Origin of the sequence: Bacteroides rodentium JCM 16496 (assembly GCF_000614125.1) — a bacterium.
In the GTDB taxonomy this organism is placed as follows: Bacteria; Bacteroidota; Bacteroidia; order Bacteroidales; family Bacteroidaceae; genus Bacteroides; species Bacteroides rodentium.
Window position 1 is genome coordinate 82839 of sequence record NZ_BAKJ01000004.1, and the last position, 23629, is coordinate 106467.

At 42.8% G+C, this 23629-nt stretch carries 18 protein-coding genes and 5 pseudogenes; 5 read left to right on the forward strand and 18 right to left on the reverse strand.

What is annotated here, in order from left to right:
• Nucleotides 1-32: 32 nt before the first annotated feature.
• The 15 genes and pseudogenes from JCM16496_RS02765 to JCM16496_RS21305 all read right to left on the reverse strand — a co-directional run bounded on the left by JCM16496_RS02765 (nt 33) and on the right by JCM16496_RS21305 (nt 14630).
• Nucleotides 33-1094, reverse strand: a complete 1062-nt coding sequence (locus tag JCM16496_RS02765; protein WP_025832182.1) for a glycosyltransferase — start codon at nt 1092-1094, stop codon at nt 33-35.
• 6 nt (nt 1095-1100) lie between these two features.
• A complete protein-coding gene (locus tag JCM16496_RS02770; protein ID WP_025832184.1) occupies nt 1101-2111 on the reverse strand; it encodes a glycosyltransferase in 1011 nt (336 codons plus the stop codon).
• Nucleotides 2108-2695: a glycosyltransferase gene (locus JCM16496_RS21280; RefSeq protein ID WP_128809401.1), complete on the reverse strand. Its 588-nt coding sequence runs from the start codon at nt 2693-2695 to the stop codon at nt 2108-2110. Before JCM16496_RS21280 ends, JCM16496_RS02770 begins: the two co-directional genes overlap by 4 nt.
• Before the next feature lie 389 nt (nt 2696-3084).
• Nucleotides 3085-4107, reverse strand: a complete 1023-nt coding sequence (locus tag JCM16496_RS02780) for an EpsG family protein (RefSeq protein WP_159102430.1) — start codon at nt 4105-4107, stop codon at nt 3085-3087.
• 73 nt (nt 4108-4180) lie between these two features.
• Complete coding sequence (locus JCM16496_RS02785) at nt 4181-5188, reverse strand: CgeB family protein (RefSeq protein WP_025832188.1); 1008 nt, start codon at nt 5186-5188, stop codon at nt 4181-4183.
• On the reverse strand, nt 5185-6162 hold the full coding sequence (locus JCM16496_RS02790; protein WP_128809404.1) for a glycosyltransferase family 2 protein: 978 nt from the start codon (nt 6160-6162) through the stop codon (nt 5185-5187). The genes JCM16496_RS02785 and JCM16496_RS02790 overlap by 4 nt, the downstream gene beginning before the upstream one ends.
• A 90-nt stretch (nt 6163-6252) precedes the next feature.
• The gene (locus JCM16496_RS02795) at nt 6253-6990 is read right to left on the reverse strand and encodes a glycosyltransferase family 32 protein (RefSeq protein ID WP_025832190.1); all 738 of its coding nucleotides are present in this window, start codon (nt 6988-6990) and stop codon (nt 6253-6255) included.
• Between the two features lie 9 nt (nt 6991-6999).
• The gene (wecB, locus tag JCM16496_RS02800) at nt 7000-8151 is read right to left on the reverse strand and encodes a non-hydrolyzing UDP-N-acetylglucosamine 2-epimerase (protein ID WP_025832192.1); all 1152 of its coding nucleotides are present in this window, start codon (nt 8149-8151) and stop codon (nt 7000-7002) included.
• Nucleotides 8152-8209: 58 nt separating this feature from the next.
• Complete coding sequence (locus tag JCM16496_RS02805) at nt 8210-9418, reverse strand: Coenzyme F420 hydrogenase/dehydrogenase, beta subunit C-terminal domain (protein ID WP_128809405.1); 1209 nt, start codon at nt 9416-9418, stop codon at nt 8210-8212.
• Nucleotides 9419-9628: 210 nt separating this feature from the next.
• Complete coding sequence (locus tag JCM16496_RS02810; protein ID WP_025832196.1) at nt 9629-10555, reverse strand: polysaccharide pyruvyl transferase family protein; 927 nt, start codon at nt 10553-10555, stop codon at nt 9629-9631.
• A complete protein-coding gene (locus tag JCM16496_RS21290; RefSeq protein ID WP_128809406.1) occupies nt 10545-11465 on the reverse strand; it encodes a polysaccharide biosynthesis protein in 921 nt (306 codons plus the stop codon). The genes JCM16496_RS02810 and JCM16496_RS21290 overlap by 11 nt, the downstream gene beginning before the upstream one ends.
• Nucleotides 11437-12081, reverse strand: coding sequence for an MATE family efflux transporter (locus JCM16496_RS21295; RefSeq protein ID WP_128809407.1), 645 nt, complete (start codon nt 12079-12081; stop codon nt 11437-11439). Before JCM16496_RS21295 ends, JCM16496_RS21290 begins: the two co-directional genes overlap by 29 nt.
• Before the next feature lie 356 nt (nt 12082-12437).
• Nucleotides 12438-14035: pseudogene (locus JCM16496_RS02820) on the reverse strand (ATP-binding protein).
• A 275-nt stretch (nt 14036-14310) separates the two neighbouring features.
• Nucleotides 14311-14463: a hypothetical protein gene (locus JCM16496_RS22615; protein WP_159102431.1), complete on the reverse strand. Its 153-nt coding sequence runs from the start codon at nt 14461-14463 to the stop codon at nt 14311-14313.
• A gap of 5 nt (nt 14464-14468) precedes the next feature.
• Nucleotides 14469-14630 (reverse strand): helix-turn-helix domain-containing protein, encoded by a 162-nt coding sequence (locus JCM16496_RS21305; RefSeq protein WP_128809408.1) that lies wholly within the window; start codon nt 14628-14630, stop codon nt 14469-14471.
• A 179-nt stretch (nt 14631-14809) separates the two neighbouring features.
• Between JCM16496_RS21305 and JCM16496_RS02840 the strand changes: the two are divergent.
• Nucleotides 14810-15429, forward strand: a pseudogene (locus tag JCM16496_RS02840) (BT4734/BF3469 family protein).
• Between the two features lie 12 nt (nt 15430-15441).
• Nucleotides 15442-17227 (forward strand): annotated as a pseudogene (locus JCM16496_RS02845) (DUF3987 domain-containing protein).
• A gap of 174 nt (nt 17228-17401) precedes the next feature.
• Here JCM16496_RS02845 and JCM16496_RS02850 read toward each other — a convergent pair.
• The gene (locus tag JCM16496_RS02850; RefSeq protein WP_025832198.1) at nt 17402-17620 is read right to left on the reverse strand and encodes a DUF4248 domain-containing protein; all 219 of its coding nucleotides are present in this window, start codon (nt 17618-17620) and stop codon (nt 17402-17404) included.
• Between the two features lie 214 nt (nt 17621-17834).
• Between JCM16496_RS02850 and JCM16496_RS02855 the strand changes: the two are divergent.
• The 3 genes and pseudogenes from JCM16496_RS02855 to JCM16496_RS02865 all read left to right on the forward strand — a co-directional run bounded on the left by JCM16496_RS02855 (nt 17835) and on the right by JCM16496_RS02865 (nt 18885).
• A pseudogene (locus JCM16496_RS02855) lies at nt 17835-18309 on the forward strand (HU family DNA-binding protein).
• A gap of 46 nt (nt 18310-18355) precedes the next feature.
• On the forward strand, nt 18356-18466 hold the full coding sequence (locus tag JCM16496_RS23325; RefSeq protein ID WP_167332288.1) for a smalltalk protein: 111 nt from the start codon (nt 18356-18358) through the stop codon (nt 18464-18466).
• Nucleotides 18467-18468: 2 nt separating this feature from the next.
• Nucleotides 18469-18885 carry an N-acetylmuramoyl-L-alanine amidase gene (locus JCM16496_RS02865; RefSeq protein ID WP_025832199.1) on the forward strand — a complete coding sequence of 139 codons (417 nt, stop codon included), beginning with the start codon at nt 18469-18471 and terminating at the stop codon, nt 18883-18885.
• A gap of 665 nt (nt 18886-19550) precedes the next feature.
• Here the strand turns inward: JCM16496_RS02865 and JCM16496_RS02870 are convergent.
• A complete protein-coding gene (locus JCM16496_RS02870; protein ID WP_025832200.1) occupies nt 19551-20096 on the reverse strand; it encodes a UpxY family transcription antiterminator in 546 nt (181 codons plus the stop codon).
• A 235-nt stretch (nt 20097-20331) separates the two neighbouring features.
• Nucleotides 20332-23627: pseudogene (gene carB, locus JCM16496_RS02875) on the reverse strand (carbamoyl-phosphate synthase (glutamine-hydrolyzing) large subunit).
• Between the last annotated feature and the right edge of the window lie 2 nt (nt 23628-23629).

Genomic DNA, 23629 nt, shown 5'->3' on the forward strand with positions numbered 1-23629 from the left:
CTTATCCCTATCCCTACTCAGCAAACTTATTCTCATTTTCTTTTCTTGTTTTCAAGCACAATCCTACCATAAATTTTCATATACCCGTCCACCATTTTCTCTACAGTCAAATCTTCCCGAAAACGTATCAAAGCCGCTTTTGAAAACTTATCATACACTTCTTTTTGTTCCAATATATATGAGATTTTTTCCACGAAAGCCTCTGCATTATTCTCTACCGTATAGCCGTTCTCACCATCCACAACAATCTCATTTATTCCTCCAACATTTGATGCTACCACAGGCTTTCCGAAAGCCATCGCTTCAATAATAGTCATCGGAAGTCCTTCATAATTACTGGAAAGCATAAACAAATCGGCATATTCATTATAAGCTCCTGCATTAGGTAGACTTCCCATAAAAAAAACATTTTTAGAATGCGGTTCACAAAACTCATACTGATTACCAATCCAAATAAAAGCATATTCAGGTAACATGGATGCTACATCAAGAAATATATCTACATTTTTCTGAGGAGATAAGCGAGCGACACAAAGTATTTTTTTCTTAAAAGCATGCAATTTCCCAAAAGGATTCTCTTGTAGTATTGAAGGCATTTCAATACCATTATAAACCGTTTCCACATTATTTATAACACCTTCATTCAACAAATTAATTCTATCATATTCACTGACCCCCACAATAGCACTACACTTCCTTTGAAGTATTCTCTCTAAAGGAAGAAATTTTCGATAGGCTATTCTAATAGAGTCAAATCCATGAACAGTATAAACTGTCTTACTTTTAGGAAAGGAAAATCGTCCTAAAATACCAACTTTAGATGAATGCAAATGAACAATATCCGGTTGATACTTCTGAAAAAGTGTTTTAAAGACTCTGGTAGTTTGAATATCTTTCAACAGTGAAAGTTCTCTCTGAAGCGTGGGAATATATTCTTTCGTTACAGAAGAAGAAAGCATCTGCCACATCTTGCCATCTCCATTTCCGGCAGCAACAATAACATTTTGATTTTTTGCTAAAAAATTAGCAAGATTAACCACAACAGACTGTGCACCTCCCAAATCTGAACGAGTTATTATTATAAGAATACGCATAATGTTCTACTTATTTAGCAAATTTATCAATAACCCTATCTTATTTTCCACTAAGACCTTTTGATTTACATCCTTATATACTCCAACTATGAAATTTTCCATAACAGCGGCAATATCCCCCCAATTATAGGGATTAAATACAATAGGATCAGAGATTACCTTGTATGAATAGTCAAAATCTGACGTAATAACTTTTAATCCCATAGAGAGCGCTTCTATTAGTGGTAATCCAAAAGATTCCATTGTTGAAGGAAATATAAGAGCCTTAGATTTCATATATGCTATTCCTATTTGCTCTTCATTACAATATCCTAAATTTATTATTGAGTGAGGGTATTTTGCATTTACTTTATCTATATATGGAAAAAGATGACAAAATCTATCTGAAATAGTCACAGCTAAGACCGCTTTTTTACGAGATAAAAGTTTTTCAAATGCTTTAAACAAGAGTATATGATTTTTATGTTTTGTTCCTATCGCAGGATAGAAGAAATCATACTCCTTACAAAACTGTTCATTCTCGGGAACAATAGGCAAACTATAAAAAGGAAGAATAATAGGTTCCAACGAATATGTTTGCTTCAAATTATTTTCCACTAATGATGTCTGGCAAAAAAAACTATTAACATTTTTTTTAAAAGAATTTATCCAAAAATAGTATATGTATGACTTTATCTTTTCATAAGTACTCTTGTCTGTATTACATAGTTTCGGCTTACAAGAATAATATTCACTATGAAAATAAACATAACTATTTTCACAATACACAAATGGTGGAAGAGAACAAAAGAAAAGAACATTAGTTCGCCTTTCTGCATATCTAAACAAAGTGAGCAATGTTGATGTCTTTTCTATTTTAACATAATGAAAAGGATAAACCAGCAAATCTTTATAAACATGTTCATATTTCACATAAACAACAGAACAAACTTGTCGTCTTTCAAGTTCCTTTAAAAGATATTTTAGTAGTACAAAACTACCACCATTATTAATATGAGAAGCTTCAACTATTATCATTTTATTTCTTTATACAATTTCATATATTGTTTTCCCATAATTTGAACAGAATATTTTAAAATATTCTGTAGTCCATTTTCAATCAAATTCTTCCTATAGCTACAATCTGTGACAATTTTATTAATTCCATCTTTTATTGATTCAACAGAATAAGGATTTACTAAACATGCCGCATCGCCAGCAATTTCTGTCATTGGCTCTATATCAGAAGTCAAAACACATCGTCCAACAGCATTTCCCTCTATTATAGGCATACCAAAACCTTCATAGCAAGAAGGGAAACAAACAATATCACACTTTTTATATTCATTATACACTTCGTCATCAGACAATTGTTTCGCATTTGAATATTTTACACCACTATTTTCTATTTGTTTCACCATATAAGAATCTATATTTCCGATTATACGTAAGCTACAATCAAGTCCTTCCAGAGCTTTAATCGTTCTTTCCAAATTCTTATGTTTTGCTGTTCCAATAAATAAAATAATAGGAGACTGCAACCTAAAATCTTTGGGACTATAACTCCATGTAGAAGAGAGAGAATCATAAATAACTTCTATATCCTCTCTCTTTATTTTCATTTGAACTTGTTTTTTTGTATAGTTAGAAATACATACAATGCGAGTACATAATCTAAATGGCAGAAATACCCAAAAAATAATTGATTATTTTTTTAATCTATTAGTCGGTAAATCTAAAACACTCAAATCGTGAACAGTCAAAATTGAAATACAGCCAATTAGTGACAAAATGCAATAATGAACATCTCCAGTCAAATGATTAATACCTTTTCTATTCCGATGTTTATAGACAAAAAGTATATTTTTCATCATATGCCAAGGGTAGGCTCTATACTCTGGCAACTCCCAAACTTCAACATCACAACATTTCGATACTTCAGTTATCAATTGCATGGACTGCTTATATAAGCTATATCCTGCCTTACGATTTCTTATAAAATAAGTTATTTTCATCTTGGAATATATGTATCATCATTTAAAACACTATTGTATGGTCGAAATATATCGACCCCCATTGATTCTTTATAATAATTAAATCCTTTTTCTATATTTATATAACTATATAGACCTATTATACCCATAATAATATAGACTGTAATATTTTTCTTAAACAGATATAAGATATAAGGAATCAAAAATATTTCTCCGATATAGAAATAAATAAGCCCTCTTCCCACTATTATTTGTAACATTGAATTGTTTAAAGCCACATACAATATAGTAGCTATAAAATAGATATTAAAGAAATAATAGAAAACAGAATCAACATTAAATTTCCTCTTATACAAAAATAAGAAAAACAGCCAAATTAGTCGTTTTGTTAAAGCCAAAATAGTAAACAAAATACTACCTTTTTCTGGATTATCAGCATATTCACTAATCCGTTCAAAAGAAGATTCCCCAAATATAAGAAAAAGCGATAGAGGAATTTGATTTACTATTCCTGTAATAGCTACTACTATTGAAGCCAACAATAAAAGTACATAAATTTTATCACTAAATTTATTATTCAAAAAATAAGAAACAATAAACAAGAACGCACTTTTATGAAATAAAGCAGCAAAAATAATACAAATTGCAAAATAAAAGAATTGTTTACTAAATACAAAGCGAACAGAAAATAAGCAAATAGCCATTGCAAGAAATTGCCGATTCATTCCTAACGATGGCAACATCATACAATAAAAAAGAAATAAAGTAAGAATTGGATTAACTGAATATTTCCGTATTACAACAAAAAAGAATGAATATTGAATTATAGCAAGTACAACCAAAAAAACGGTATAATTATCCGTAATATTACGAATAATCTGATTTAAAGCTACATATCCCAAATCATACGATTCGCTATTCATCAGTAAACATCTATCAAAAAACAATCTATAATTTTCCCAATCTGTTCCAATTCCCCAACGAAAACCATCATGAAAGACAAGCCAACAGAAAGCTATAAAGAAAAATATGTTGAGCACATTCCCCTTTCCTAACTTACTATTATAACAAAAAATAGAAGTCCCCCAAAAAACAAGAAAGTCAATTGATACATCATAATGATGATAATATATAATATATCAACTGATCATAACTATATTTGTTATGAAAATGCCGACAAATACATTCTGAAATATCATACCTTTCTTTAGGATGAGCCAAATAATATTGAATTTTTTCAATAGCTTCATCTATATTCTTATATGATACTAATTCTGGGTCTAATGGAAGAAGTTCTTTTAATATAGGTCTATAATCACAAAGCTGAAAAGCTCCTGAACCATTTATCTCAAAAAATTTATTATTAACAGATTCAATCTCGGCATAGTGCAAATTATTAAAAACAATTTTTGCACCATAGAGTATTTCACTTTTCTCTGCTCCTACTATATATTTATTCTGAAAGACACTTTCTAATTCGGGAAGAAAATGGCGACATTTAGAACCATATAATGATAAAGAAATTCCAGCATCCTTCAAACAAGCTAACATTCTATTTCTATAAGGGTATAAATTTCCAAATGACAATACATCTATATTCCATTTTTGTTCAGCATCCTCTTTATTTATAGATGGTTTTATATGTATTCTCGTATTAAAGGCCTCACAATAAAGCTTTGTATTGAGTTTCATATTATCCTTCATAAAACGAAAGATATAAGGATCTTTTGTGAAATAAATATTATAAGGTTCTACAAACAGCTGTTGCAGTTCAAATGTTGTAAGAGCATCAGGATTTATATGCACAATTTTTATTCCATTTTGCTTTATCTTTTTCACAAAACTTGGATGTATAAAACGATAAACCCCAATAACTAAATCTGGCCTGAAACAAAGTACACGACGAGTTAAATGAGTAAAAACTCTTTCATCATAACTTTCAACGTATCTCCTTCCCAAATTATTCAATGTTCTTGTTATCACTTTTAGCTTAGGACAATTATAATACCATGAATCATAAATGTCGAAAATTTGGCATTCATGCCCATTGTGGCAAAAAGCTTCCTTCAGATTATACTCTAAAGAATCATAAGCACAAGAACCAACAATAACTATTTTCATAATAATTTATATCTTAGTATTGAGAAAGCAACTAAAGCAAAATAATAATTAGAATTTAATAGCATGTATTCTATCTTCATTTTACCTTTCATAGAAAAAAAATCAATATTCCATTTTTTAATGGAAGACTTAGCTTGATCATGCAATTGTTCTTTTTCTCTACATGACAATATTTTATTATTATATACAGATAATAAAAAACAAAATAGTGTTGATACAAAATACTTATCCAACACAGAACGATGTTCTTGCATATTTACACATAACTTATAATTTTCTGAGATTGCATATAAATTATCCAAGTAATTTTTATAACGTTTACAAGACATTATTGAATTATCACGATTATAATATCTATATATTTTCTTTGGAATAACAACCATGTAAGTAGCAAAATATGCTAATCGAAACGAAAATAAGACATCTTCGTGCAGTAATCCTTTTTCAAAAAATAGTTTTTTATCTATGAAAAAAGAACGTTTTACAAATTTTGCCCAAGCCACTACAGGCCATGCTCCTTGGATATAGCTGAAAAAGACATCCTTCCCACAAAATTTATCAATATGAGGGAATGCCAAATGAGTCCTAAATCCTATAGGTTCGTAGTCTCCAATAAAGAAATCAGCTTCTCCATATTTTTCAATATATACATTCAAAATTTCCATATCATCAGGAGAATACAATTCATCATCACTATCTAAGAAAAATAAATAATCTCCTGTAGCCACTTCTATTCCACTATTCCTCGCAGCCGATAACCCTTGATTTTTTTCATGAGCTATTATCTTAAATCTAATAGGACCCACATAACCCTTCAAAATAGATTCAACAATATCCATTGACTTATCAGGAGTTGCATCATTCACAATAATACATTCTATGTTTGCGTAAGTTTGATTACATACGGATAACAAACATCGCTTTATCCATTTCTCAACTTTATATATGGGTATTATAATAGAAATATTTATCATCTATATTAATAATGAAGCGTTAAAAAAATTTATCCACTATAATTATCGCATTAAAGCAAAAAAAAACTCATCTTATAATAGAAATAGAATTCAACTCCTTTTCTTTAACTCTTTCCATTTTCTATAAGTACAATTATAAAGTCTATTAATAAAACTATTTTCACTTATGAATTTATAAACTTTTACTTTCAAAATATCCGATTTAGAAATCCAACTTCCTGCAAAGTGATGAATCGTCACGGTATTCTCTGTCAAATAAATATTCCCATCGCTATAGGATTTAGGACAAAAATAGTCTTTAGGGAAAAGAGTAAAACCAGCTACTGTTTGCAACTGATTATTTGGTACAAGACCATACTTCATGCAAATGTTTGTTATGCGAACTACGTTAGTAGTACAATCTAAACTGCCATCAGGCAAAACAAAGTGACGACCGTTATAATCATCCAACAACTCTTTGAACAGCGCATGCCCCTCCCGACTGGCCATTAGGCCTGTCGGGATTTGAGTCTCAGACTCAAATCCCGACACAGCATCGTGTCTCAAAAAAACATCTAACGGTTTCAATACCTCCACATCAGTATCCATATAAACACCTCCTTCATGATAGAGTGCATAAAGCCGAACCACATCTGTTACAAAAGCAAACTTACGGTTATCATAAGCCTCTCGTACATAAGGATAGGCATCCAAATCGAAGTTATCTTCATTCCATTCTTTTATTTCATACTCAGGAAGGAATTTCTTCCATGAAGCAATGCACTTCAATGCCAATTCCGGCATCTTTCCACGCCCAAACCAGCAATAATGTATCTTTTTAGGTATCATAAACGAACGCTATTTCAATGTATCAACAATGCGTTGGCATGCCATTCCGTCTCCATAAGGATTGACAGCCTTGCTCATCTTTTCATAATAGTCTTTATTATCAAGTAAGGCCGAAAGCTCTGAAACGATCTTATCATAACTCGTTCCCACCAGCTTAACAGTACCAGCCTCCAAAGCCTCGGGACGTTCAGTTGTATCACGCATCACCAATACCGGTTTTCCAAGTCCGGGAGCCTCCTCTTGAATACCACCGCTATCAGTCAGCACTACAGTTGACTTTTCCATCAGATAAACAAAAGAGAGGTATTCTAACGGTTCAATAAAGAACATATTTCCCAAATTCGACAAATTTTCGCCAAATACCTCATGAATAGGCTTGCGTACATTGGGATTAAGGTGCATGGGGTACACAAAATCCACTTCCGGGTATTTTTCCGTCAACGCCTTTATTGCTTGGCACATGGAGATAAAGCCATCTCCAAAGTTTTCACGGCGATGCCCTGTTATTAATATAAGCTTCTTTCCACCGTTCAACCTATTTACATCATATCCGGCAGACATCAATACACTTTTCAAAGAAGCATCTAAGGCTGTGTCTTTCTTTATCTTCTCCACTACCATGTAAAGAGCATCAATCACCGTATTGCCTGTTACTGATATGGATGTTTCCTGTACACCCTCATCTAACAAATTTTGACGACTCAATGCTGTGGGAGAAAAATGATAAGTGGCAATGCGTCCCGTTATTAAACGATTCATCTCCTCCGGCCAAGGGCTATAGATATTGTGTGTACGTAATCCGGCTTCCACATGCCCCACAGGTATCTGTTGGTAGAACGCAGCTAAAGCTGCTGAGGTGGAAGTGGTAGTGTCGCCGTGTACCAAAACAATATCCGGCTTTACCTCTTTCAACACATCACGCATGCCCAACAACACACGGGAAGTAACATCATACAAATCTTGCCCTTGCTTCATGATGTTTAAATCGTAGTCAGGCTTTATTTCAAACAGTTGCAACACCTGATCCAACATTTCACGGTGTTGCCCTGTAACACATACTATAGTCTGAAAATCTTTCATATTTTTTTGGAACTCTTTTACTAAAGGTGCCATTTTTATGGCTTCGGGACGAGTTCCAAAAACAAGCATTATTTTTTTCATGATATAATTACTTTAATTGAGTAAATAGTACAAATTAAAATTAATAAATAAGCAATATTTATCGAAGCTTATTGCCACGAGTTACAAATTTTTTAATATTTAAATAACATACTTTAAAATAAGGAATTGACATAATCATAACCTTAATGCGTTCCTTACGCAAGCGCTTGTAATCATCTCGCAAACATTGTCGGCAGCTATATACAAATCCTTTTTTTCTATATAATTCTCGGAAATGACTATACAACGGATGACGCAAAGAAGGAAATTGTAATTGACCATTCCCAGAAATAGCTTCTTCAATACTTCTTTTTTCTACTAAAAGCAAATGTCGGCATTTCTCAAAGAAATGTTGTCCTTTGGGAGTAATCAATAATGCGGCTGAAACACCACATCCCCGTTTTATAGTTGAAGATTGCAATTCTCCTATCCCCCAGAAATCAGCGATTGTAATATCTGAACATCTAAGGGATGACGACCATTGACATGAATAACAACTTTCTCTAAAGAAAAGTCCCTGCATAAATCCCATTATATAGTAATCTTGGGGATAATCAGAAGCACAGAGAGATTTATTGTCTTTGCTTAAATAGACTCCAAATTTTAAATCTTTTTCTTTAATTCCTTTTTTTCTAAAAAGTATTTGGGCATCTTCAGAACCTTTGCCTAAATATTGCAAATCATCATCCAATAATTGCTGGGACGGTACTCCATGACATACTAAATCTACTGTTAGCAATCTTTCGTAATCTTTCCGCAAGAACTTTTTTAAGCCAGCAACTTGACATGGAGTTCCTATAAACAATACAAGCATCCCCGTTTCAATATCTTGTTTCACTTGCCTGAATAGAAATCCCATGTCGCTCTGTACATACTTAGACCCTTTCAATTTATGCAAATCTGCCAACGAAGTAACTCTTATATGACGCACATGGCTTGCTCTTTCACCAGTGCAACCATAAACCACTCCTCCTTGTTGCAATACATATTGAGAAAAAACGGAAGCTGCACCACCGGAAGTACTACTCATTAAATCATCTAACTGCGCACTCTGCACCGCATAAGCTTCTAAAGGATAGGAAGATATGGGAGAATTATTTATCGGACATATCTTCGCACATAATCCGCAATCTATACACAACGAAGAGTCAATAATGGGGTGCTTAAAGCCCAAATCATCCGCTTGCATGGAAACTGCATTTTTACCGCATATATTTAAACAAGCAGAGCAACCCGTACATTTAGATAATTCACAAATTTCTATCATAATCAGTTTGCTAAAGAATTTTTCAAATAAGTTATAGACTTATCTCTTTCTTGTTGTATAGCAGCATGAACAGCTTTATAATCAATTAAAGAAAGGGTTTCTATTCGCCACAAGTCTGATTTCCCTATAAAATAGTCCTCCAGATTTACCAATTTCAATAAATTGATAATACGAGAATTTTGGTTATTGGAATCATTATCTTCAAACCTCTTAAAAACACAAATTTTTTTTCTTAAAATGCAAAGAAAATATTGTTCCATGAAAGGAATCTGTGAAAACAAATGAAGCATCGCGAATGGCAGTCAAAAACTCTTGCGGCCCTCCAGCTATCATTTCATCACCAAAGCTCCAATTCCGATTCTCTAATGCAAATACTACAATGGGAAGTTTTCTCCGAGAAGCGAATTCACGAACATATTGCATGTAATCCTCATTGTAACTCAAAAAGTAACAAAAGACATATTCTCCAGTAAAAAGACGGTAAGGCACAAGTAATTTACTCCAAATATCAGCGGAAAGCAACAATGTCGGATCAAGAACGTCTTCCACTTCACGATGTAAAAAAGCTTTTAAAACATCTGCACCTTTTTTTTCTCGAACAGATAAAGCATCTAATCTATCCAATAGTGGCTTAACCATAGGAATAAAAGCCTCAGGATATTTAGTCACACCAATGCTGGGAGCATAAGCTACTTTCTTTTTAGACGTAAAAGACAAATAATAGTAAGGAGAAAATATAGACAATGATGGAAACCATATTTGGTCACTCCCACAAACAAATATATCATATCTATTATCCAAATTTGCCAAAGGGAGAGTATTTTTATCTACTCTTAAATGAGTTTTTAGAAAACTATCATACAACTTTAATCCTTTGCGACATAAATTGAAATATTTTTTATTTCTACTATATTGCAGCAAATAAGCAAATCGGAATTTCAATGCAAATAACAAACGAAAAACAATATTTTTTTCTTTCGCATTTTTTTTTGATTCTTCCAGAATTAGGGAATCATCTAAAATGTAAACTTCATAGCCCAAATCTGAAATAACCTGTTGCAAAGCATAGGCTTGAAGAAAAGTTCCAAAGTTTGGATATTTAATCCAAGTAACAATAGCGACTCTTTTATTTCCCATGAAGATTGATTTTGCGAGCTATAAAATTACGAAAGTATAGTCGTTCACCTTCCTTCAAACCAACCAAATAAACAGCTGTACCAACAGATGAAAGTGACAATAATGTGATTATTACCAGCCGAAATAAGTTCTCAGAAGATAACATATAATAGATACATGGAACAATCAATGCAAGAACAGTGACCATGAAGACATCCACAAGCACTTTTCGGAAGAAGGAATTCAAAGATAATCCTATCATTTGGTTTAAAAGATATAGGCGAACCAACAACAGAACTACAGAAATGACTCCATATACGTAGAGAGAAGCCTCTGGTGTAGCACCTAAAGAAAAGCACATATAAGAAGCAGGGAGATTCAGCATCAACAAAAAGGAAACTATCAATTGATATTTCCGTATTTTTCCATACGCCTTAACAGCGGTTGTCAATAGATTGGAAAGCATATCTATCAATGAATTTATAATCATTAGTCTACAAAATGAAACGGTATAATCAGGCACTTCCCCTAACCATAAAAGTAACACTTGCCGAGTTTCAAATAAAATGGGTAATGATAGAAACAACATCATGTAGTATGAAATACATGTACTACGAAATAATAGGTTAGTCATACCAGCATTGTCATCTGCTGCGTATTGTTTGATAATTTGCGGATTGACAGCTACCTGAAAGTTTGAAACAAAACGAGTAATTGCCGTATTGACTTGTAAGGCTATTGCTCTTGCCGTATTGACAATTGGACCAAAAAAGATATTCAATACAATATTTACACCTTGTTGCACACAAGTCCAAGCTATTTCCCCTAAAGAACTCCACCCTGCAAAAGAAAGAAGTTCCTTAAACAATACTCCATCCCATACGCAGGAAATGCAAGCTTCACTAAATTTTTTTTCTACAATAAAAAACATAAAAAGAAGCTACCAGAACAGAAACGACAAAAGTTAGAATTGCATAAAGAATGAGTTTATCGTAATCTCCAATATAGAGTAAATATACAATCACCAAGCGCAGAATAACTTCTATGATGCTGACGTACGCATAAATCCCCATACGTTCGTTGGATATTATCACGGCATTATATGGTACTTGCACTATAGAAATTAAACAAGTAAATACAGAAAATTGATATACCCAAAATGCTGCATCCATCCGCTCCAACGGAAGATTTAAATGATTTTCCACAAACCATAACCCTATCGTTTCACCCAATATCAATACTATAAAAGCAATTACTAAATGGGTATAAATAGCGATATTAAATATTTTTTTTAAACGTTTTTCATTTTTGCTTCCCATATCAAAGGATAAGTATCTTTGTACTGATAAAGACATGGAATTATTCAAGAAAGCAAAAATGGTAACTACCCCTCCAACTACATTGTAGATACCAAAATTTTCCACACCCAGCGTACTCAATACTACGCGGCTGGTATAGAGGCCGACTACCATCTGAACCAGCATACGGAAATAGAGCAATAATGTATTTTTGGCTATTCTTTTATTATTAGAGTTTAAATCAATCATGAAATGTGTCTGTTCATCATTACCTTTCAATTAAAATCTCCGCTCACTCGGGAATATCCTTTGTGTATTGCTTAAAAATTGTCCCGTCCACAGTACGAAATAACAGCCGTGGTAATTGATTTTCTACCGAATTATCATAAATATAAGCCCTATCTACTAAAGAAACAGCTTCTTGTGCATTCAATAAAGATTTGTAATAGCGGGATATGATTTTTAAAATGGGCACTTCATACCCTCGTTTAAATAGTTGTGTATACGTCTGACATTAATTTCCAGATTGGAAGTACAGACATTTAAAAAAGTGGTAACTATACATAGTGTCGAATGGCTACTCATTATTCGCTACAAATTGTTTTTTAAGTTTTCTTTCTTCCACTATCCTTTTCACCTCCTGCATTCTCCTCCACCACAAACCTGTCCACATTCCTCTTCTCCTTGCTGAAGTCCACGCCCACCTTTACCAGGCGTTTCCCGTCCAGCGTATAGGGAATGAGGTAGCCTTTCTCATCTATCTGCTTCAAGGCATCCTCGGCTGTGCCGTTCAGCTTGAACTCGAACACATAAACGATGTCTTTCGTCTTCACCACGGCATCGGCACGACCGCGGGCACTGCGCACTTCCACCTCCACGAACTGCCCCATCAGGGCAAACACCACATAGAAGATGGCCTGGTAGTGGCGCTCGGTATCGTCGCTCAACTCGTAGGGCATACCTGCGAAGAACACTTTCAGGCGTTCCATGAAGGCAGACACATCACCCGCACGAAGCTCGCGTATGAAACGGGTAATATGAAATCCGGTCTCGTCATCGGTGACCTTCGTGTAGAACGGCACCAGGAAGTTCAAGAACCGTAACGGACCTCGTCGTTGGGAAACTGAAGCGTATAGAGCCGGAATTCCTTGTCGTAGCCCTTGATGGTGAGATAGCCACTCTGGTAAATCATGGGCAGCGGGTTGTTGGCCTCCGCACGGTATTCCGAAAAGGCGGAAGAGGTCACTTCCACCCCGTTCACCAGCAGGCGCAGGTCGTAGTCGCTCTGCTTGAGCAAATCCACCAGGTAAGTGGGCGTGCCCGTCTGGAACCAGAAGTTATCCAATATTTTCGCCTTGCAGGCATTCAGCACGCTGAAAGGATTGAAGATGCCGGGGCAATACGGGTAAAAGTGATAGCCGTCGTACAAGCGGGTCATCCCCTCCAGGGCGGTTTCAAAATCCATTCCGTTGGCCTCCCCCAGCAGCGCTATCTCCGGGGAAAGCGTATTTACCAGTTCCTCTTTCGTAATGCCGCACAAGGAGGTGTATTCGGGCCAGGAGCTGATGTCTTGCAGCTGGTTCAGGTCGCTGAACACGCTGACTTGCGCAAACTTGGTGACACCCGTCAGGAAGACGAAGCGAAGGTAGCGGTCGGCACTTTTCAGCACACCGTAGAAGGCTTTCAAGGTGCGGCGGTACTCCTCCAGCAGCTCTTCGTCGAGGATGGCCTGGAGCAGGGGCTTGTCGTATTCGTCAATCAAGACCACGACTCCCTTGCCGGTCTGTTCGTAAGCACGCCGGATGATGCCTTCAAAACGGGAAGAGAGCGAAGCCTCCGACGCATTCTTGCCGTAACGTTCTTCCCAAAGAGAGAGGTAGCGGGAAAGCATTTGCTCCAACGCCTCCTTATTGGTGTATTTTTCGGCATTCAAGTCGAGGTGCAGCACGGGATATTGCTCCCATTCCGTCTCCAGTTTCTCGATGGCCAGCCCTTTGAACAGCTCCTTCCGTCCCTCGAAGTAGGCTTCGAAGGTGGAAATGAGCAGGCTCTTGCCGAAGCGGCGCGGGCGGCTCAGGAAATAGGGAGTAGAGGTAGAGGCGATTTGATAAACCAGCGCCGTCTTATCCACGTACACATAGCCCTCCTCCCGGATTTTCCTAAAGGTTTGTATGCCGACAGGCAGTTTCCGAAGCTGTTCCATATCTTTCTGTTTTATCGGTAAATGATGCCATGATTAGGGCGATTTTTTCAAGCAAGTGCATTCCATTGGGCTTTGGCATCCATATAAGAACATGAATACCAATCACTTACGAACGCCTTATACGAAATATGGCAAGCTTTGCGCTCCTCTTGCCGATAGACCTTACGCACTCCTTTAATGGTGGGCAAAGAATCTAAAAAAAACTGATAATCATCAAAAATTATCTGTCTTGATGGAGGCAAAGATAAGGCATATTTCCGACCCTACAAAATATTTCAATCAAAAAGACGGTCGGAAAGATGGTCCAGAAGATGGTCGAAAAGACAGGTGCGCCTGCCCGGCAGATATCGGTCGAGCAGAAAGTCGACCCACTCGTGGGCAGTCTCCCGGGCTTCCTTATCCGTCATGTCCCTCAATAACCGCTCCATCAGATTCAGAATGGTAGCGAACGCGATTTTATCCCTTTTTTTAGTTTCTCATACGTAGAGGGAGTTATATGGACTTCCTTTGCCAACTGCTTTACGGAAATACCTTCTTCCTTACGCTCCTTTTCGACTAACTCTCCTAAATACTTGTATGCTTTTTTTTCGTCCATACTGTTTTACTGTTTATATGTTATTAAATGTTAGAATTATCATAACGAAGCTTAACAAATTATCCACATGTGGAAAATGCTTACTGGAAAAAACTGCCTAACTTCGTCCAAAATCAAGAAAAAAAGCCCAAGCACGAGCAGCATGCAAAACTTGAGCTGACAAAAAAAAATGCAAAGTTATGAAAAACATTTCTAAGATGTCGCTATTCATGCCCCCTATCTCGCCGATAAAGGACAAAAAGACCGGAAAGGTGGAAAAAGCCGCCTCCCTCGTCCCGCTACGGACGGTGGACTTACCGGAAGTGTACCAACTCATCACCGCCAACGAACGGCTGGCCGCCCTGACGAACGACATACGCCAGGCCGCCCTGCACGACGACGGCGACGCCTGCCGCCTCATGAAGCAGCAGACTCTGCCCTACGTGACACCCTGCGGCATCTTCAGCCGCAGGCGGAGCGACTGCCTGACGGAGACGTCGGGCCTGGTGGTGGTGGACATCGACCACCTGGAATCTGCCGAAGAGACAGAAACGCTGCGGCAGCAACTCTTCGACGACCCTTACCTGAAACCCGCGCTGGTGTTTGTCAGCCCCACCGGACGGGGCGTGAAAGCCTTCGTGCCCTGCGCTGCGGGGCAGAGTGCCCGGGACGCCGTAAGCTGGGCCATGGACTACGTGCACTGCATGTACGACACCGGCGCCTCCGGTCCGGAAAAGGAGTGGACACATCGGGCAAGGACATCGTAAGGGCGTGCTTCCTCTGCCACGACGAGGGGGCGCTGATGAGGAATACAATTTAAAATATAAAACAAATGGAAACAATGGAATCATTGCACCTGCTGGCCGAAGCCGTCAGAGGTGCGGGAGCCGACATAGCTCCCACCTATCAAGAGTACATGCAACTGGCCTTTGCTGTGGCCAACGACTGCGGCGAAGCGGGACGCGCGGACTTCCACACCCTGTGCAGCCCCTCGCCAAAGTACGACCGGCAGGCGGCCGACAAGCTCTTCGGCAACGCGCTGAAGAGCGGCAGAGACGGCATACACCTGGCACAGCCTTCCACCTCGCCCGGCTCTGCGGCGTGGAAGTGCAGCCGCCCATGGGTACAGTTGGGACAGTGGTACAGGGGCCTCTCCTGCCTCACACACACACGCGCACGCGCGAGGAAACAACGAAGGGGAAGAAGAGGGAGAATCCCCCGATGGCAGCGACCCGCTGACACCCCTGCCCACCTTCGACCCGCATCGCCGCTGGCCCCTCCTGCTGGAACGCATCATGGCGTGCGGCACCTCGCGTGCCCAGTGCGACGTGCTCCTGCTGGGCGCCGTCACCGTGCTGGGTGCCAGCATGGGAAGCCACGTGCGCTGCTCCTACGGCGGAAAAATGATTTCGCCCTGCCTGCAATCCTTCGTGGTGGGCCTGCCCGTGGCAGGCAAGGGGGTACTGTCGCTGGTAAGGCTGCTGGTAGAGCCCATCCACGACGACATACGCCGCCAGGTGGACAAAGGCATGGAAGCCTACCGACGTGAAAAGGCCCGGTATGATGCCCTGGGCAAGGACCGCGCAAAGGAGGAAATGCCCGTGCCACCGCCCAACCGGATGTTCCTCATCTCGGGAAACAACACGGGAACGGGCATCCTGCAGAACCTGATGGACTCCGACGGCACCGGACTGATATGCGAAAGCGAGGCCGATACCATCTCCACCGCCATAGGCTCGGACTACGGGCACTGGAGCGACACCATGCGAAAGGCCTTCGACCACGACCGCCTCTCCTACAACCGCCGCACCGACCACGAATACCGCGAAGTGAAGAAGTCGTACCTCGCCGTCCTCCTGTCCGGCACTCCCGCCCAGGTGAAACCGCTGATACCCTCTGCCGAAAACGGGCTCTTCTCCCGGCAAGTCTTCTACTACATGCCCGCCATACACCAATGGCAGGACCAGTTCGACCGCAACGACAACGACCTCGAAAAGGCCTTCACCCAGTGGGGCACGGAATGGAAAGAGAAGCAGAAGACCATCGTCATGGGCGGACTCTTCACCCTGCGCCTCACCGGCAGCCAGAAGGAGGAGTTCAACCAAACTTTCAAGGCGCTCTTCGCCCGCTCCGGACTGACCAACGGCAACGAGATGGCAAGCAGCGTGGCACGCCTCGCCATCAACATCTGCCGCATCATGGAAGTGGTGGCCATGCTCCGGATGCTGGAGCAGGGAGAAACAGCCGCCCCGACAAACGTGTCGCCCGCCCCCGACACCCCCACCGACAACCTGAAGGACAACATCGTCACCCGGTGGGACCTCGCCATCACCGCCGACGACTTCCACACCGTGCTGTCGCTTGCCGAAAGCCTCTACTGCCACATCATCCACATCTTCTCCTTCCTGCCCCGGATAGAAACGACCAGCAGCAGGAATGCCGAACGCGACGCCCTGCTGAACAGCATGGCATCCACCTTCACCCGCCACGAATTCCTGGAAAAAGCCCAAGAGATAGGCATCAAGCCCGAAACCGCCAACACCTGGCTGAAGCGCATGAAGAAAAGGGGACTGCTGGAAAGTACGAAGGAGAAGGGAAGATACAGGAAACCGGATTGAAAGTGAAGGTGGAATTTTCCACTTTCCACCTCTTTCTACGCGCGCGTGTGTGTGTGAGGCCGGAAGGCCACTGTACCCACTGTACCAATGAACCGAATTTAGTGGAAAGTGGAAAGGTAAAAGTATAGAGGTTTACGACAGCCGTATAGAGGTTTATGACAGCCGCATAGAGGTTTAAGGCTCGCCCAGCAGCTCTACAATCAGCCTTACCTGGGCAGGCGTATAGGAACGGGAACGGGAGGAGACGCCCAGGTCGGACAGTCCGTCGCGCAGGCCGGGACAAAGGTCAATCCAATGTTTCAGCTTGCGGAACGCGGCTTCCGGGCAAAGATTGGGACAATAAATCTGGGCAAGTTCGGTACGCCCGTAGGTACGGATTACAAAAGGATTCATATCTGCATTCATATTGATTTTTCCTTCAAATATAGCTATAAATTATGACATTTACACCTCTGCAAACAGAAATAACCGACTGAAACCGACCGAAATGTACCCGAACCTTCCGAAACAGACCAACTGCCTTTCCCGGTGCCTTATCTTTGCAACGTAAGGTTCACCCAAGAACCCACTTAATGTTTAATTTTTAACTTTTAATTTTTAATTATTTATGATTCGTTACAAAAAGTATCAAATGAAGGCGAAAAAAGCCCGCTGAAAGGCCTCTGGTATGCACGCCCGGTAATCGAAGAGACCTTCGAAATTGAAAAACTCGCCCGCCACATGGCCAATCACAACACCCCCTACTCCGCAGGTGTCATCAAAGGGGTACTGGCCGACATGGTGGCCTGCATCAAGGAACTGATTCTGGACGGCAAGAACGTGAAGCTGGACGACCTCGCCATCTTCTCCGTAGGGATTGTCAGCAAGAAGGGGGCGCAGTCTGCCGCCGAGTTCTCGCTGGCCAACAACGTGAAAGGCTGAAGCTCCGCGCACGCGCCACGGGCGACCTGAGCAATGCCAAAATCAACCTGGACGGACAGATGAAGGAGGCTTCGGCATACAACGTGGACGACGGCGGAAATGGCGGCGGCGGAAATAGCGGCGGAAACGACGGAGACCAGGGGGAAAATCCGTTGGGATAAGGGATAAGGATTAAGGATTAGTGATTAATGTTTAGTGATTGATGTTATGAAGGAAGAGAAAGAATCTAAGAAGTCTGTATGGGGAATTATCCTCAAAGTAATCATCACCGTAGCCACCGCCATTGCGGGAGCTTTGGGTCTGGGCGCCTGCAAGTAATCATGCGCACGATTACCCTGCTTATTGTCCATTGCTCGGCCACGCCTCAGGGCGTGGGCCTGAGCTTTGAGGACTGCCGCCGTGACCACATCCGGCACCGCGGCTTCAGCGACATCGGCTACCACTTCTACCTGACCCGCGACGGCGAGATTCACCGCGGTCGTCCGTTGGAGAAGGTGGGTGCGCATTGCCTCCACCACAACCGGCATTCCATAGGTATCTGCTACGAAGGGGGACTGGATGCCGCAAGCCGACCCGCCGACACCCGCACACCGGCACAAAAGGCATCGCTCATTGCCCTTCTGCGGGAGTTGAGACGCCTTTTCCCGCATGCGCTGATTGTAGGGCACCACGACCTGAACCCCGTGAAGCCCTGCCCCTGCTTCGAGGCGGAGAAGGAGTACAGGGGGATTATTTAGCGGATGATGCTTTATGATAATTATTTCAGGCGCGGATGACGCGGATAATTTAATTTCACGTCCTCAGAAACATTGCATCAGGTAAGAAAAACATAAACTCTGTGTTGTCTGTGTCATCTGCATCTGAAAAATTATCTCCTGATTAATTCGCCGAATAGTTACTCCGACCTTCCCCCCGGCTGTCCGAGAACTGAAATTTGCTATCGCTTTGATGCGGAACTAAAAAAAATCAGAATGTGTTCCGGCATTGAGCAGAAGCAATGTTAATTCCTTAAGTATATGTTGAAATTTAGTTTATATTACAATAGTATCTGAATTCCCCTCCTCCGGGGAGGAGGGGTGCCCAACGGGCGGGGTGTAGGGAGCATAAAACAATGAAAAATAGTACAGTGCGTATCGCTACCACCTCCCCCTACGGGTACTCCTCCTCCCCGGAGGAGGAGAATGAAGATACCATTGTATTTTTTCGCAAACCAATTCTGTTCGACTATACATCATTTGGTCTTACTTACAAAAGATCGCATTGACAACAAGCATTCTTTACCTCCTCGCTTCCTTTAAAAGTTAAACACTCTAACGCTTTCCGGGTACAAAAGTTAATCTGATGGGTAGGATATTTGAATCCTCCATGATATATTATCATAATACTCAAATTTTATTATTCCCTATAATGCTTTGTCCACTACTTCGATAAGGTCGGGATGGACGGTGGCCATGGCCACGGCGATGACACCTTGTATCTCTACCACCACACGACGGTCGCGGGCACCCTTCACCTTCTGGTAAATGCCTTCCTGCCCCTTGAACTCCCCACCGGTGACACGGACGCGGGTGCCTTTCTTCAGGTTCAGTTCGTCGGGCCGGAAGTACAGAAGATGGTCGTTGTAAGTGCCGGACACGGCGATGAAACGCTGCATCTGGCTGTCGGGAACAATGATTTTCTGCCCGCTGCGGCTGTCGGTGATGTATTGCAGCCAACTGACCTGCGACTTCACGCGCTGCACCTCGGAAGGACAGGCATGGACAAAGACCAGACTGTGGACGGCAGGCACCAGCTCACGGACTTTCTTCCCCCGCTTCACGCTTACCTTGTACTGCATGGGGACAAAACAGCCCAGCCTTTCCCGTTCGAGCAGCTTCACGGCCTCGAGCTCCCTGCGGTAAGTGGCACGCATGGCATACCATATTTCGGTTTCTTTCTCTATTTCCATCTGTGGCTATTTACCGGGCAAATATAAGAAAAACTCGCTCACATACGGATGGATTTCGCAGGAATTAAAATTAAAAAGTTAAAATCGTTATTTATGGGGTCAGAACTCTTTTCACCACAGAGTTACACAGAGTATCTCAGAGTTCTTTTGTTGATAATCAAAAGTAAAAGTCATCTCTGTGCTACTCTGTGTCCTCTGTGGTGAATTATGACACATCCTCCGAAGCGGTAAACTATCATTTGTACTCCGCCCACGACTTAATAGCCAAATCATCCGGCGTCATCGTGCAGAATGCATGGATAAACGCACTTGCCAGACGGGCATTCGTTATCAGCGGAATATTGAGGTCGATGGCGGCGCGGCGTATCTTGTAGCCGTTGTCCAGCTCGCCTGCGGTGAGGTTCTTCGGAATATTGACCACCATGTCTATCTCCTTGCGGTGCAGCATGTCGAGTGCCTGCGGCTGGCGTTCGGGTTCGCTGGGCCAGTAGACGCGTGTATTCTCCACACCGTTCTCCGTAAGGAAGTTGCTGCTGCCGCCCGTGGCAAATATCCTGTATCCTTTCTTCTGAAGCATACGCGCGGCAGAAAGCATGTCCACCTTCTGCTTCGGGGTGCCGGTGGAAAGCAGGACGTTCTTCTCCGGAATGCGGTAGCCCACGGAGAGCATCGCCTTGAGAATGGCGCAGGAAGTATCGCTGCCGATGCAACCCACCTCGCCCGTACTTGCCATATCCACCCCCAGCACCGGGTCGGCCTTCTGCAGACGGTTGAAGGAGAACTGGCTCGCTTTGATGCTACATAGTCCAGGTCGAACAGGTTCTTGTCCGGCTTCTGCACCGGGATGCCGAGCATCACCTTCGTGGCCAGCTCGATGAGGTTTATCTTCAGCACCTTGCTGACAAACGGGAACGAACGGCTGGCGCGGAGATTGCACTCAATCACCTTGATGTCGTTCTCGCGTGCCAGGTACTGGATGTTGAACGGGCCGGAGATGTTCAGCTCGCGGGCAATCTCACGGCTGATGCGCTTGATGCGGCGCACCGTCTCCACATACAGCTTCTGCGGCGGGAACTGGATGGTAGCGTCACCGGAATGCACCCCGGCAAACTCGATATGCTCACTGATGGCGTATGCGATAATCTCCCCGCCTTGCGCCACGGCATCCATCTCCACCTCCTTGGCATGCTCGATGAACTGGCTTACCACGACGGGATGTTTCTTGCTGACATTCGCCGCCAACTTTAGGAAGCGTTCCAGCTCCTCCCGGTTGGAACAGACGTTCATCGCGGCGCCGGACAACACGTAGCTGGGACGGACCAATACCGGGAAGCCCACCTTATCCACAAAGGCGTTGATGTCCTCCAGGGAGGTAAGCGCCCGCCATTCGGGCTGGTCTACGCCAATGCGGTCGAGCATGGCGGAGAACTTGTCACGGTCTTCGGCATTGTCGATGCTCTTGGCGCTTGTGCCGAGAATAGGTACCTTCTGCGCATCGAGGCGCAGGGCAAGGTTGTTCGGTATCTGACCGCCGGTAGAGACAATCACCCCGTGGGGATTCTCCAGCTCGAGGATATCCATCACACGCTCGAAGGTAAGTTCGTCGAAGTAAAGACGGTCGCACATGTCATAGTCCGTAGACACGGTTTCGGGATTGTAGTTTATCATGACACTGCGGTAGCCTTCCTGGCGGATGGTATTCAATGCCTGCACGCCGCACCAGTCGAACTCTACGGAAGAACCGATGCGGTAGGCGCCGGAACCCAATACGACGATGGACTTGCGGTCGCCAAGGTAACGGACATCATTTGCCGTGCCGCTATACGTCAGGTAGAGGTAGTTGGTCTGTGCGGGATATTCGGCGGCAAGGGTATCTATCTGCTTCACCACGGGCAGAATGCCTGCACGCTTGCGGAAATTGCGGACGGCAAGGATGGCTTCTTCGCCGTCCATTGCCTGCTCCAGGCCGAGGGCACGGGCTATCTGGAAATCGGAGAAGCCTTGCACTTTGGCTTTACGCAATAAGTCCACGGGGACAATGGACAATGGACAATTGACAATTGACAATTGACAATTGACAATTGACGATTGACAATGGACATTCTTTTCACCATCCACTGCCCAGGAGTGCAACTCCCTTGATGTCTTCATGATGTTCATCAGCTTCTCCAGGAACCAGCGGTCTATCTTGGTCAGCCCGTGCACCTGGTCCACCGTATATCCGGCACGGAAGGCTTTGGAGATGACAAAGATACGCTTGTCCGTGGGTTCGCGCAGGGCCTTGTCCAAATCGGCAATCACCAGTTCCTTGTTCTCCACAAAGCCGTGCATGCCCTGGCCTATCATGCGCAAGCCTTTCTGGATGGCCTCTTCGAAAGTACGCCCGATGGCCATCACCTCGCCTACCGACTTCATGCTCGACCCCAGCTCCTTGTCCACGCCGTGGAACTTGCCCAAATCCCAACGCGGTATCTTGCAGACCACATAGTCCAGGGCAGGTTCGAAGAAAGCGCTTGTGGTCTTCGTCACGGAGTTGTTCAAGTCGAACAGGCCATAGCCCAAACCGAGTTTGGCGGCCACAAAGGCAAGCGGATAACCCGTTGCCTTAGAGGCCAGTGCAGAGGAGCGGCTCAAGCGTGCGTTCACCTCGATTACGCGGTAGTCCTCGCTCATCGGGTCGTAGGCATACTGCACGTTGCACTCTCCCACAATGCCGATGTGACGGATGATGCGGATAGCGAGTTCGCGGAGCTTGTGGTAGTCCGTATTGCTCAACGTCTGTGACGGGGCAATAACGATGGACTCGCCCGTATGGATGCCCAGCGGGTCGAAGTTCTCCATGTTGCAGACCGTGATGCAGTTGTCAAAACGGTCGCGCACCACCTCGTATTCCACTTCCTTCCAGCCCTTCAATGATTTCTCCACCAACACCTGCGGGGAGAAGGAGAAGGCTTTCTCCACCAGCACATTCAGCTCTTCTTCATTGTCGCAGAAGCCCGAGCCCAGTCCGCCAAGCGCGTAGGCGGCACGGACAATGACCGGGTATCCCAGTTCGCGGGCTGCGCGGCGGGCATCTGCCGCATTCTCCACAGCTTCGCTCTTGATGGTCTTTACATCAATCTCATTCAGTTTCCGCACAAAGATTTCACGGTCCTCCGTGTCGATGATGGCCTGCACGGGAGTGCCGAGAACCGTCACGCCGTACTTTTCGAAAATCTTGTCTTTGTAGAGGGACACACCGCAGTTCAGTGCCGTCTGTCCGCCAAAGGCAAGCATGATGCCGTCCGGACGTTCTTTCTCTATCACCTTCTCCACGAAGTAAGGAGTGACGGGCAGGAAGTAAATCTGGTCGGCAACGCCCTCCGAGGTCTGTACTGTGGCAATGTTCGGATTGATGAGAACCGTGTAGATACCTTCCTCCTTCAATGCCTTGAGCGCCTGCGAACCGGAGTAGTCAAACTCTCCTGCCTCACCGATTTTCAGTGCACCGGAACCAAGCAGCAGGACTTTCTTTATATTGTTTTCTTTCATTT